Below are 11,947 nucleotides of genomic sequence, written 5' to 3'. Positions count from 1 at the left end.
TGGTGGAGGGGGTTGTTTCGGCGTACGTGCTGTCGGCTGGCTGCGCCCCCCCTCTCGTCGTTGGCGTGCTCCGGCACGACGACCGCCCGGGAACTTGCCAAGGGGCCGCTGCTGGAGCTGTTCGGAGCCGCCGACACCGCCGGATCCGTGCTGGCCGCGCAGTCCCGACTGGTCTGGGTCACCGCCCTGCTGGCCGGTGCCCTCGCCGGGCTGGTGATCTTCGGCTACCTGCACCGGGCGGTACGCCGGTCCGGCCGGTCGCTGCCCTGGCCTGGATACCTGGTCGCCGGGGCCGGTCCCGGCCTGCTGTTGGTGATCGCCGAGGTGGTCACCCGGGTCGGCGGTGCCCAACTGCTCGATCTGGCCCGGTCGTTCAGCGAAAGCGACCAGGCCTTCCAGACCATGGCCGACGGGGCCCGAATCAACTCGGCGTTGATCGTCCTGTTCACCGCGGCGTTCACCGCGTTGATCTGCCTCGGCCGGACGTTGCCCGGCCAGCCGGCTGCGGAGCCGGCTGCGGGTTCCGAGCCGGCCGGGGATTCCGAGCCGGCGGTGGGCTCGGCGGGCATCCGCTGACGTACCTGGTCGGACAACTTTCCGTCACAGTGACGCGGATCCCTCCCAGGTTCGTGCCAAGCGTCAGTTCGGCGACCGTCGCTCCTCGGCCGCACACCTACCGTCGAGCGAGTGGACGGGCAGGACAGCACGCGACAGGCGCTCGATGGGCGGTACCGGCTGGGGGCAGAGTTCTCCCGTGGGGCGGTCGGCGCGGTGCACCGCGGGCACGATCTGCATGACGACGTGCCGGTGGCGGTGAAGGTGCTCCGGTCGGAGGCCGCCGAGCATCCCGATTTGGTGGAGGGCTTCCACACCGAGGCCGCTCTGCTGTCCCGGCTGAACCATCCGAACGTGATCCGGCTCCGGGCCCGGACCGCCGTGGGCGACCTGCCCGCCCTGGTTCTGGACCTGGTCGACGGCGACGACCTGCGCCACCGGGTCCGCCGGGACGGTCCGCTGCCACCGGCTGTCGCGGTCGCCGTCGCCGCGCAGGTCGCCACTGCTCTGTCGTACCTGCACGAACGTGACATCGCGCACGGCGACGTCAAACCGGCGAACCTGCTGGCACCGGCGGACGGGGGCCGGGTGCGGCTGATCGACTTCGGCGCCGCCCGGGCCGGGCATGCGGCGGCTCCGGATCAGGCCACCCTGGCCACCCCTGAGTACGCCGCGCCGGAGATCGCCTGTGGCGGTCCGCCGACCTGGTCGTCGGACGTCTATGCGCTCGGCATCGTGCTGTTCGAGTTGCTGTGCGGCCGTACGCCGTACCGGGGCGGGAGCGCCGACGAGGTCCTCGCCCGGCACCGGCGGTGTGCGCCCGTACCACCGGCGGGGCTGCCACCGGCGGTGTGGCCGGTGATCGAGCAGTGCCTGGCAGCGCGACCGGCGGACCGGCCGACCGCCCGGTCGCTCGTCGCCCGGTTACGTGGTCTGGAGCCGGCGCTCGACGGCTGGCCGGCGTTGCCGGCGTTGCCGGCGGATACGGTCACCTGGTGGCCCCGCGACGTTCCGGCCACCGCTGGGGCTGCGGTGGGAGCGCGGCCCCGACGCCGGGCACTGCAGTTCGGCGTGTTGGCCGGTGCGGGGCTCGCGTTGTCGGCGGTGGTGGCGGGTCTCACCCTGGCGGCCGGGCAGGGGACCGGTCCGCAGCCGGGTCGGCTCAGCGGGCCGATCGGCCCGGTCGGCGCGTCGGTTCCGCCGGCTGCGAAGTCATCGCCGGTGTCGGTGTCCCCGGGGGAACCGGAGGGTGGGGCGTCGTCGGGAAGCTCGGTTGGTCCCACCGGCCAGGTAGGTTCGAGCGGGATGGCTGGGTCTGGTGTGGCCATCGGGACGCCGCACCCGTCCGACTCGGGACAGCCACCAGGCTTTACGGAGGATATGCCCGGTGAGCTGGGGCTCCGGATCGGGGACCCGGTGCCACAGTGGCCGATGTCCGGGGTGGCCGGACCGGACACTCCGAACTAGTCAGACGAAGTAGACTTCATGCTTCAAACTTCGCTAATGATTCCTACACGCGGGCATGTTGCTGCGGGTAACATATTCTTTGTCCGTTTTGCTGCCTGATGGTAAATATTGATCTTCCTTACCGGACCGTCGTCCACAGACAGTGCACTATAGAACACGGTTGGTCGCGGATCGCGCCAAATCCTGGACGTAGAGGCGACAAAGTGGCAGCGTAGAGGGCATGGCGGATGTACGAATCAATCCCACGGCGGCAGCCCTTCTCGGCCTGCTCCATGAAGGACCCATGACAGGCGGGCAGCTGATGGCTGAAGCTGACCGTCGACTCGGCGCTTACTGGTCGATGACCAGAAGTCAGGTGTACCGGGAGCTACCGGTGCTCGCCGAGCAGGGCCTGGTCCGGCTCGGCAAGCCCGGGCCGCGGTCCAGCCAGCCGTACGCGATCACCGCGGCCGGCAAGCGCGCGTTCCTCAAGTGGTTGGCCGACGCCCCGGGTCGCGACTCGGTGCGTAACCCGATCGCGTTGCGGGTGGCGTTCGGCGAACACCACACGGCCGACCAGCTCAAGACGGTCTACGCGGACGCGAGCGAGCATCACACCGAGGCGTTGGCCGCGGCCCGCGAGCAGGCACGCGAGGCGAAGAAGAACGGCGACACCTTCGGGGCCGCCGCGCTCGAGTTCGCCGTCGCCTACCACAAGGCCGCACTCTCCTGGCTGAAGACCGCACCGGTGGGCTGACCACCGGCGCCGGTCGTCGGTGGTCACGACGTATTGTTGTCGGTTGTGACCACTGCCGACTATGCCGACCAGCTCAAAGATCTTGACGCCACGCTTCGCCGGATCGAGGCGGTCATCGACATCGATCGACTGCGCCGCGACCGGGCGGAGCTGGAGGAGGCTGCCTCTGCCCCCGACCTCTGGAACGACCAGGCGAGGGCACAGCAGGTCACCTCTCGGCTGTCGTACGCGAACGCGGAGATCGCCAAGCTGGAGTCGTTGCGCACCCGGCTGGACGACGCGGCCTTGCTGCTGGAGATGGCGCAGGCGGAGGAGGACGCCGGCACGGTCGCTGAAGTCGGCACCGAGCTGGCCGGGTTGCACAAGGCGATCGAGGAGTTGGAGGTGCGCACGCTGCTCTCCGGGGAGTACGACTCCCGGGAGGCGCTGGTGGCGATCCGGGCCGGGGCCGGCGGTGTCGACGCCGCCGACTTCGCCGAGATGCTGCTGCGCATGTACCTGCGGTGGGCGGAGCGGCACGGCTACCCCACCGAGGTTTACGAGACGTCGTACGCGGAGGAGGCCGGTCTCAAGTCGGCCACCTTCACGGTCAAGGCGCCGTATGCGTTCGGCACTCTGAGTGTTGAGTCCGGAACGCACCGTTTGGTGCGGATCAGCCCATTCGACAACCAGGGCCGGCGGCAGACCAGCTTCGCCGGCGTCGAGGTGCTGCCGGTGGTCGAGCAGACCGATCACATCGACATCCCGGAGAACGAGATCCGGGTGGACGTCTACCGGTCGTCGGGGCCGGGCGGGCAGAGCGTGAACACCACCGACTCGGCCGTACGGCTCACCCACACCCCCACCGGCATCGTGGTCACCTGTCAGAACGAGAAGTCCCAGCTGCAGAACAAGGCCGCCGCGCTGCGCGTGCTGCAGGCCCGGCTGCTGGAGCGCAAGCGACAGGAGGAGCAGGCCAAGATGGCCGGGCTCAAGACCGACGCCGCCGGCTCGTGGGGCGACCAGATGCGGTCGTACGTGCTGCACCCGTACCAGATGGTGAAGGATCTACGGACCGAGCAGGAGACCGGCAACCCGACCGCGGTGCTCGACGGTGACCTGGACGCCTTCATCGAGGCTGGCATCCGCTGGCGCAAGCAACAGGAACTTGCCGAGGACTGATACCGGTAGCAGTCGTCTAACTACTATTCGTACTCAAGTCTCATGTACGGCCTGTGACTGAGCCCATCATTTCGGGTGGTGTCGGTCCGGTCCGGACGGCTGATTTCCTGGGTTTCGCGGGGATTTGCTGGTACGAAACCTCGCGCATTACCGACATAGGAGACATCCGCCATCAGGCTGGACTTGGCGTAGCCGTTACACCGCGTAGACTCACCACCCGTGATTGCGCTCGAGCAAGTGACGAAGACGTACCCGAAGGCGTCCCGGCCCTCGCTGGACAACGTGTCGGTCGCGATCGAGAAGGGCGAGTTCGTCTTCTTCATCGGTCCGTCCGGCTCCGGCAAGTCCACGATCATCAAGCTGCTGCTGCACGAGGTGACCCCCAACCAGGGCAAGGTCATCGTCAACAGCAAGGACGTCACGACCATGCGCTCCTGGAAGATCCCCAACTTCCGGCGCTCCATCGGTTGCGTGTTCCAGGACTTCCGGCTGCTGCCCAACCGCACCGCGTACGAGAACGTCGCCTTCGCCCTCGAGGTGATCGGCAAGACCAAGGCGGTCGCCCGGCGGGTCGTCCCTGAGGTGCTGGAGCTGGTCGGCCTGGGCGGCAAGGAGCACCGCTACCCGCACGAACTTTCCGGTGGTGAGCAGCAGCGCGTCGCGGTGGCCCGGGCGTTCGTCAACCGGCCGCTGGTGCTGCTCGCCGACGAGCCGACCGGAAACCTCGACCCGGACACCTCGATCGAGATCATGCGGCTGCTGGACCGGATCAACCGCACCGGTACCACGGTCGTGATGGTCACCCACGACTCGAACATCGTCAACCAGATGCGGCGTCGGGTCATCGAGATCGAGGCCGGCCGGATCGTCCGCGACCAGGCTCGCGGCGTCTACGGCTAACCAGCCACCACGGCTCCACCGGGGCCTGTGTCGGCCGGCACCGGCACGTGGCGGCCTGGTACCACCATCCAGCGGCAGATCCGGAAGAGGAACCCGATGCGCGCGAAATACGTCCTGTCCGAGGTGATGGTCGGGCTGTGGCGCAACGTGACGATGACCGTCGCCATGATCATCACCATGGCGGTGTCGCTCACCATGCTGGGCGCGAGTGGTCTGATGTACCTGCAGGTCAACTCGATGAAGGACTTCTACTACGACCAGATCGAGGTCTCGATCTTCCTGGTGTCCGACGTCTCCGAGGAGCAACGCGACAGTCTGCAGAGCTCGCTCGACGCCGACCCGTTGATCTCCAACGTGACGTACGAGTCCAAGGAAGAGGCGTACAACCGCTTCCAGACGCTCTACGCCGACGCTCCGGATCTGGTCAACGCGGTCGAGCCGGACCAACTGCCCGAGTCGTTCCGGATCAAGTTGATCGATCCGGAGGAGTACCAGGCGATCTTCGACAAGTACAACGGCACCGAGGGCATCGACGAGATCGTCGACCAGCGCAGACTGCTCGACAAGATCTTCAACATCCTCGGCTCGGTGCAGAGCATGGCGCTGATCGCCGCGTCGATCATGGCCGTGGCGGCGTTGCTGCTGGTCGGCAACACGATCCAGGTCGCGGCGTACAGCAAGCGGCGCGAGGTCGCCGTGATGCGACTGGTCGGCGCCTCCAACTGGTTCATCCAGGCCCCGTTCGTACTCGAAGCCGTCGTCGCCGGCCTGTTCGGCTCGCTGCTCGGCTTCGGTGCCCTGGTGCTGGGTAAGATGTTCCTGCTCGACGGCTCGCTGCGCGACCTCACCGAGCTGCTGACCCCCATCGAGTGGAGCAGCGTACTGCTGATGTTCCCGGTGATGGCCGGCGTCGGCGGCCTGGTCAGCGCGATCACCGCCTGGGTGACGCTGCGCTTCTACCTGCGGGTCTGACGCCCCTACCTGCGGGTTCGACCTCGACCCGATCCGATTCCACCTGCCGCCGCGCGCCGGTTGGTCACCGGAAAGCTGGTACCGGCCGGCGCGTCGTCGCGGGGTAACATGGCGCGGTTGTCCGTCGGCGCCGCGTCTGCGCAGCGGCGCCCGGGTCCGGAGAGGAGGCAGCCATGCCGCGGGAGAAAGGGCGCAAGGTCGTCGCCTCGAACCGCAAGGCTCGGCACGACTACGCCATCACCGACGTGTACGAGGCCGGCATGGCGCTGACCGGCACCGAGGTCAAGTCGCTGCGCTCCGGCCGGGCCTCACTGGTGGACGCCTTCGCCCAGGAACGGCAGGGCGAGATCTTCCTGTACGGCATGCACATCCCGGAGTACGACCAGGGCACCTGGACCAACCATGAGCCCCGCCGGACCCGCAAGCTGCTGCTGCACCGCACCGAGATCGACCGGCTGCTCGGCAAGCTGCGGGAGGGCGGGCTGACCCTGGTCCCGCTCTCGGTCTACTTCTCCGACGGCTGGGCCAAGGTCGAGCTGGCACTCGCCCGGGGCAAGAAGTCCTACGACAAGCGGCAGGACCTGGCCAAGCGGGACGCCGACCGGGAGATCCAGCGGGCGGTCGGCCGGCGTGGCAAGGGGATGGGCTGACCGAGCAGCACCTTCTGTCCGTAGCCGGCTCAAGTCTTCCGGCCGTAATCGGGATGAAGCCGGGGGCCGGAGGCGTTAGGATCGGTTAGGACGCGGACCACCTCCGGGCCGCGCCGCACACCAGGGGGTGACTGGTTTCGACTTCGTACGTTGCGGCAGGGGAAGCGAGCCGAGGAAGCCGACGTCGTCTCGTGAATCGGTCGTCGGAAACCAATAAGCGCCAACTCCAAGCGCGCTGACTTCGCTCTCGCCGCCTGAGGCGAGTAGCAAGTCTGTCGGTCTGGGACTGCCTTCGGCCCAGTAACCGGCATCAGTGAGAGGGCTGGCCTAGCGAACCCGGTCGCGGGGTTCGTGCGGCGAGATCAAACGCGACTGGGCCCGTCACATCGACTCGCTCGCGTGATCGATGGGGCCGAGTAGAGGCACAGCGAGCTGCGCTCGGAGAAGCCCTGGCAAGACGCCGAAGGACCCGGGTTCGATTCCCGGCACCTCCACGGACGACAGCCGGCCCACCGCCGCCAGGCGGTGGGCCGGCTGCATTGTCGGCCCGAACTCACCATGTGTAGCCCACCGCCCAGTTGGTCCGGGAACCCGCTGCCAACCTGGTGCGTCTGACCCGACATGCGCCGTTTCACCGCCCTGTTGGGCATAACACTGATCCTGATCGCAGGTTGCGCGCGGACCGACGGGACCGGACCCGGCGGGCCAGGCGGGTCCGCCGACGAACGCTGGGAGACCTTCCAGCAGCGTGCCGCCGAGGTCGCCGAGGCGTGGCGCACCGCGAGCGGGCGGCAGGAGTGGCTGGCCGGCTACGCACCCCTGCAGAGCCGTACCGTGCTCCCCGCCGAGCCCGGGTTCACCCCGGAGACCGAGCAGGCGTTCCACGCCGGGTGGTACCGGGCCGAGCTGACCGTGTCGACCGAGACACCCGCCGACGGCACGGTCGACTTCCCCGACGGGACGCTGAGCGTACCGCTGGTCAGCGCCGCCGACGCGTACGCGGAACTACGCCAGGGCGACCCGCCCCAGTGCGACGCGGCCCGACCTGGCCCCGACCCGACCAGCAGCGCCACCGACCTGGGCGGCACACCTGGCCCGGACGACGGTGTCACTGACTCCGGTGAGCTCGGCTGCCAGGCGCTGACCGTCACGGCCGCCACGCTCGGCACCGTCGAGCTGCTGACCAGCCGGGGCACGGCGCAGGTGCCCGCCTGGCTGTTCGACGTCGCCGAACTCGACGGGCCGGTCGCCCGGGTCGCCGTCGCCGAATCGGTCGCCGTACCGGCACCCGACCCGCAGGTGCCGGACGCGACCGGCCTCACCACGTTCGTCACCGCACAGGACCTCACCGGCGTCGACGGCACCGAGTTGGCGTACCGACTCGGCGTCGGAGCCTGCGACAGCGACATCACCCCGTTCGTCCAGGAGTACGCGGACGCAGTGGTGGTCGCCGGCGGTGTGACCCGCACCGCACAGGAGTGCACCGACCAACTGCTGTTCCATCCGGTCACCGTGACCCTCGACGAGGCGCTCGGTGACCGTACGGTGCTGGACGCGCTCACCGGTCGCCCACTGCACGTCGCTGCGGGCGGCTGAGCCATGCCGCAGCCGTACGGCCCGGGTCAGGAACCGGATGACACCGCCGTGACCATGTCCCAACTGCTCGACCGAGGGCTGCCCGGGCAGCGCCAACCGGCTGGAGCCTGGAACCTGCCCGCCGGGGAGGCGGTGATCCTGGCCGGTGACGCGGCGACCGGCAACCGGATCCGGATGTGCCTCGACGTCGCCGGGATCAGCGCTGCGGTTGTGGTGCTGGCACCGTCAGGGCAGCTCGAGTGGCAGGGTGATGCCGTCGAGTGACCGCGGGCACGGGCAGTCCCGATCCATCGGCCAGGTCTCCAGCGCGGCCAGCAGCAGCGCGCGTAGCCGAGCGGTGTTCTCGCCGAACACCCGGAACACCTCTTCCTGGGTGACCGCGTGCCCACCCTCGACGCCCGCGTCCAAATCGGTCACCAGGGCGATCGACGTGTAGCACAGCGCCAGCTCCCGGGCGAGGATCGCCTCCGGGTGGCCGGTCATGTTGACCACCGCGCCGCCGATCGCGGTGAACCACCGGGACTCCGCCCTAGTGGAGAACCGTGGCCCCTCGACCACCACCACCGCACCGCCGTCACGTGGCTGCAGGCCCTGCTCGGCGCCGACCCGCAGCAGCACCGACCGCCCGGTCGGGCAGTACGGGTCAGCGAAGCTGACGTGCACCGCACCCTGGTCGTAGAAGGTCTGCACCCGCGCACTGGTCCGGTCGATCAACTGGTCGGGCACCACGAACGTGCCCGGGCCGAGCTCCGGGCGCAGCCCGCCGACCGCGCACGGCGCCAGCACCTGGCGTACGCCGAGCGAGCGCAGTGCCCACAGGTTGGCCCGGTACGGGATCCGGTGTGGCGGATGCCGGTGATCGCGGCCGTGTCGGGGCAGGAACGCGACCCGCCGCCCGCCGACATCGGCGACGGTGATCGGATCGGACGGTTCACCGTACGGCGTCGGCACCCGGTGCTCCGTCGCGTTGTCCAGCAACGCGTACAGCCCGGATCCGCCGATCACCGCGAGCTCTGCCTGCGCCTGCATCAGATCCCTCCCGTTTCGGGCAGGGTGGCCGGAAACACCGATGCCACGCCCCCGCGGTTAGACCTTAACCGGGCGCTGCCGAGCAAGCTATGGTGCCAGGCATGGCTTTCACGGCACCCGTGGCGGATCGTCGCCGCGCCGTCCGCGCGGACCGTGCGGGTCGTGACTGCGCCACGCGGGCAGGTACGGGAGGTCGAGGTGCACGGTGAAGGTCAGCGGATCGGGGGACGGTCGATGGCGTCGATGACCGGCCAGCTGCTGGTCGCGACGCCCACGCTCAAAGATCCCAACTTCGACCGTACGGTCGTGCTGCTGGTCGCCCACGAGGCCGGGGGAGCGCTCGGGGTGGTGCTGAACCGGGCCACCGAGGTGCCGGTCGCCGAGGTGCTGGGTGGCTGGAGCAGTCTCGCCCGGGAGCCGTCGGTGCTGTTCGAGGGCGGCCCGGTGCAGCCTGAGTCGGCGATCTGCCTGGCCCGTACCCGTACCCAGACCGGCCGGGTGAAGGGTTTCCACCGCATCGCCGGCCCACTCGGCACGGTCGACCTGTCGACCGACCCGGGGCCGCTCGCCGAGTCGATCTCCGGGATCCGGGTCTTCGCCGGCTACTCGGGCTGGTCGGCCGGGCAGCTGGAGGAGGAGATCAACGCCGGCTCCTGGTTCGTGCTGGAGGGCCTGCCGGACGATCCGTTCATGGCCCGCCCGGACGATCTGTGGCCGATGGTGCTGCGCCGCCAGCGCGGCATGATGGCTGCGGTGGCCCACTTCCCGGCCGACGTCTCGATGAACTGACCCCGCGCGTCGCCGAGCCGACCCCGCGAGATGACCGCGCGGGGCGGCGTGTGTAGTATTGCCGGGTGCCCGGGGGATCCGGGCCGACCGGGGGCCGTGGCGCAGCTGGTAGCGCACCACACTGGCAGTGTGGGGGTCAGGGGTTCGAGTCCCCTCGGCTCCACCCGTAATTGAGGCCGGCGGCATTCTCAAGCGAAGCTTGTCAATGCAGCTGGCCTCTTTCTGTCATCGCGCAATGGCTCGGGGTGTCAAGCGGTCCTGTCTGACTGCCCTCAGGGTTGGGCCCGCGGACCCTGAGAGCAGGGGTCGCGGGCCGAACCGTCAGGTGGATGTCAGCGGGCGGCGGCAACCGCCCGGGACTCCTCCACCGGGTCTGTCGGGTCGATCGGGGCAGCGGTGGGATCCTTCGGCGAGGGAGGATCGAAGGCTGGTGCGCCGGCCTTGGCCGGAAGCGCGGTCATCAGGACGGCGATCGCCACCAGGATGCCGGCGATCCAGAACACCGTGTTCTGGAAGGCGCCCACGAAGGCGGAGCTGCCCTCGGCACTCTCCAGGTCGGTCAGCACCCCGAAGAAGAAGACCGAGGTCATGGCGAGGCCGAGAGCCTGGCCCACCTGGAGCATCGTGGTGATCAGACCTGATGCGGAACCGGCGTTGGCCAGCGGGACCTCGGCTAGGGCGGCATTCACCAACGGGGCAACGATCAGCCCCATCCCGAGTCCGATGACCAGCAGGGGAGGGATCATCTGCAACGAGGTGATCTCTTGGCCCAGGCGGTCGGCCATCCACCCGTACAGCACCATCCCCGCGCCCATGATGAGGGCACCGGCCTGCAGCACCTTGCGTCCGAAGCGGGGCACCAGCACCTGGACCGAGATCCCGGCGGCGATGGTGGTCGCGATGGAGAACGGGATGCCGGTCAGACCGGCTCGCAGCACACTCCATCCCAGTCCGACCTGCATGTAGAGAGTCCAGACCAGAAAGAACAGGCCGGTCACGACGCCGAAGGCGAGATGGACCGAGACCCCGCTGAAGAAGCTCTTGATCCGAAACAGGGAGAGTTCGATCAAGGGCGAGCCGTCCCGGCGGGTCTTCACCCGCTCGTACCAGACCAGGGCCGCGAAGACCGGCAGCGAGGCGATCATGGTGATGAAGCCCCAGGCCGGCCAGCCCGTCTCCGCTCCCCGGGTCAGGGGGAAGAGCAGCATCAGCAGACCGAGGGTGCCGAGCACCATCCCGACCAGGTCGAGCCGCAGGGCGTGCGGCGACCTCGAATCCTCGATGTACCTGGCTCCGAGGATCAAGGCGAGGATGCCTACTGGCAGGTTGATGAGGAAGATCGGACGCCACTCGAGGCCGAACAGATTCCACTGGGTGAGCAGGGCCCCCAGCAGCGGGCCGGAGATGCCGCCCAGTCCGACGATCGCCCCCCAGAGGCCGAACACCTTGCCCTTCTCGTGAGGCGGGAAGGTGGCGTGGATGATAGCCAGGACCTGGGGCACCATCACCGCCGCCGCGGCACCCTGGGCGATTCGGGCCACGATCAGCACCTCGGGGCCACCGGCGAAGCCACACAGGGCGGAGGCGACGGTGAAGGCCGCCATGCCGAGGAGGAAGAGTCGTTTGCGTCCGAAGATGTCGCCGAGTCGGCCACCAGTGATGAGGCCGACAGCAAAGGCCAGGGCGTAGCCGGCGACGATCCACTGGATCTGACTCACCGAGGCACTGATGTCCCTACGGATCGATGGAATGGCGACGTTGACAATTGTCACGTCAACCAGGTCCATAAAAGCTGCGGCCATCACGATGGCCAGCGCGATCCAGCGCCTTCGGTCCGTCCGAGCAGCTACTGGCTGTGGGTCGCGTGAGGTCATGATACGAGGCTAGGGGTGGCGAGATATCGGTGGGACGCATGAGTGATAGGCGCTTTTTTGCTCCCGATAGGTGGCGCTTATCGGTTGGCCGGAGACGTCAGTGCTGGGGGGGGGGAACACGCCCCTACCGTCACACCCCCCCTCCCCCCACACCCAAAACCCCCCCCCCACCCCCCCCCCCACTCGCCCTCCCCCCCCCCCCCCCCCCCCCCCCCCCC

11 protein-coding genes, 1 tRNA gene, 1 other RNA gene and 1 pseudogene are annotated in these 11,947 nt (G+C 68.9%); 12 read left to right on the top strand and 2 right to left on the bottom strand.

What is annotated here, in order from left to right; all coding sequences use genetic code 11:
• The 10 genes and pseudogenes from ACXAHD_RS28380 to ACXAHD_RS28335 form a co-directional block, all read left to right on the top strand.
• Positions 1 to 576: pseudogene (locus tag ACXAHD_RS28380) on the top strand (hypothetical protein); the annotation flags it as partial.
• A gap of 111 nt (positions 577 to 687) precedes the next feature.
• A complete protein-coding gene (locus ACXAHD_RS28375; RefSeq protein WP_281551692.1) occupies positions 688 to 2,022 on the top strand; it encodes a serine/threonine-protein kinase in 1,335 nt (444 codons plus the stop codon).
• Positions 2,023 to 2,242: 220 nt separating this feature from the next.
• The gene (locus tag ACXAHD_RS28370; protein WP_123603708.1) at positions 2,243 to 2,758 is read left to right on the top strand and encodes a PadR family transcriptional regulator; all 516 of its coding nucleotides are present in this window, start codon (positions 2,243 to 2,245) and stop codon (positions 2,756 to 2,758) included.
• 45 nt (positions 2,759 to 2,803) lie between these two features.
• On the top strand, positions 2,804 to 3,919 hold the full coding sequence (gene prfB / locus ACXAHD_RS28365; protein WP_281551691.1) for a peptide chain release factor 2: 1,116 nt from the start codon (positions 2,804 to 2,806) through the stop codon (positions 3,917 to 3,919).
• A gap of 219 nt (positions 3,920 to 4,138) precedes the next feature.
• On the top strand, positions 4,139 to 4,819 hold the full coding sequence (gene ftsE, locus ACXAHD_RS28360; RefSeq protein WP_123603706.1) for a cell division ATP-binding protein FtsE: 681 nt from the start codon (positions 4,139 to 4,141) through the stop codon (positions 4,817 to 4,819).
• 96 nt (positions 4,820 to 4,915) lie between these two features.
• Positions 4,916 to 5,791: a permease-like cell division protein FtsX gene (ftsX, locus tag ACXAHD_RS28355; RefSeq protein WP_281551690.1), complete on the top strand. Its 876-nt coding sequence runs from the start codon at positions 4,916 to 4,918 to the stop codon at positions 5,789 to 5,791.
• 173 nt (positions 5,792 to 5,964) lie between these two features.
• A complete protein-coding gene (smpB, locus tag ACXAHD_RS28350; RefSeq protein WP_123603705.1) occupies positions 5,965 to 6,441 on the top strand; it encodes an SsrA-binding protein SmpB in 477 nt (158 codons plus the stop codon).
• Between the two features lie 123 nt (positions 6,442 to 6,564).
• Positions 6,565 to 6,938, top strand: a transfer-messenger RNA (tmRNA) gene (gene ssrA / locus ACXAHD_RS28345).
• 124 nt (positions 6,939 to 7,062) lie between these two features.
• Complete coding sequence (locus tag ACXAHD_RS28340; protein WP_475054431.1) at positions 7,063 to 8,037, top strand: hypothetical protein; 975 nt, start codon at positions 7,063 to 7,065, stop codon at positions 8,035 to 8,037.
• Between the two features lie 3 nt (positions 8,038 to 8,040).
• A complete protein-coding gene (locus tag ACXAHD_RS28335; RefSeq protein ID WP_281551688.1) occupies positions 8,041 to 8,301 on the top strand; it encodes a hypothetical protein in 261 nt (86 codons plus the stop codon).
• Here ACXAHD_RS28335 and ACXAHD_RS28330 read toward each other — a convergent pair.
• Positions 8,263 to 9,066: an S-methyl-5'-thioadenosine phosphorylase gene (locus tag ACXAHD_RS28330; protein ID WP_281551687.1), complete on the bottom strand. Its 804-nt coding sequence runs from the start codon at positions 9,064 to 9,066 to the stop codon at positions 8,263 to 8,265. The two genes, ACXAHD_RS28335 and ACXAHD_RS28330, sit on opposite strands and share 39 nt — an antisense overlap.
• Positions 9,067 to 9,300: 234 nt before the next feature.
• On the opposite strand from ACXAHD_RS28330, the gene ACXAHD_RS28325 reads away from it, so the two are divergent.
• Complete coding sequence (locus ACXAHD_RS28325) at positions 9,301 to 9,855, top strand: YqgE/AlgH family protein (RefSeq protein ID WP_123605053.1); 555 nt, start codon at positions 9,301 to 9,303, stop codon at positions 9,853 to 9,855.
• A 90-nt stretch (positions 9,856 to 9,945) separates the two neighbouring features.
• Positions 9,946 to 10,018: transfer RNA gene (locus ACXAHD_RS28320), tRNA-Ala, on the top strand.
• A gap of 169 nt (positions 10,019 to 10,187) precedes the next feature.
• Here the strand turns inward: ACXAHD_RS28320 and ACXAHD_RS28315 are convergent.
• Complete coding sequence (locus tag ACXAHD_RS28315; protein WP_475054439.1) at positions 10,188 to 11,657, bottom strand: MFS transporter; 1,470 nt, start codon at positions 11,655 to 11,657, stop codon at positions 10,188 to 10,190.
• Positions 11,658 to 11,947 lie beyond the last annotated feature (290 nt).

Source organism: Micromonospora sp. ABR4_055 (assembly GCF_056160425.1).
This window is presented reverse-complemented; position numbering and strand designations above follow the sequence as displayed.

What these genes read in the sequence shown, in the direction of transcription:
- ACXAHD_RS28370 (WP_123603708.1), top strand. Translation starts at nt 2,243, where the DNA reads ATGGCGGATGTACGAATCAATCCCACGGCGGCAGCCCTTCTCGGCCTG.
- ftsX (WP_281551690.1), top strand. Translation starts at nt 4,916, where the DNA reads ATGCGCGCGAAATACGTCCTGTCCGAGGTGATGGTCGGGCTGTGGCGC.
- smpB (WP_123603705.1), top strand. Translation starts at nt 5,965, where the DNA reads ATGCCGCGGGAGAAAGGGCGCAAGGTCGTCGCCTCGAACCGCAAGGCT.
- ACXAHD_RS28340 (WP_475054431.1), top strand. Translation starts at nt 7,063, where the DNA reads ATGCGCCGTTTCACCGCCCTGTTGGGCATAACACTGATCCTGATCGCA.
- ACXAHD_RS28335 (WP_281551688.1), top strand. Translation starts at nt 8,041, where the DNA reads ATGCCGCAGCCGTACGGCCCGGGTCAGGAACCGGATGACACCGCCGTG.
- ACXAHD_RS28330 (WP_281551687.1), bottom strand. Translation starts at nt 9,066, where the DNA reads ATGCAGGCGCAGGCAGAGCTCGCGGTGATCGGCGGATCCGGGCTGTAC.
- ACXAHD_RS28325 (WP_123605053.1), top strand. Translation starts at nt 9,301, where the DNA reads ATGGCGTCGATGACCGGCCAGCTGCTGGTCGCGACGCCCACGCTCAAA.
- ACXAHD_RS28315 (WP_475054439.1), bottom strand. Translation starts at nt 11,657, where the DNA reads ATGGCCGCAGCTTTTATGGACCTGGTTGACGTGACAATTGTCAACGTC.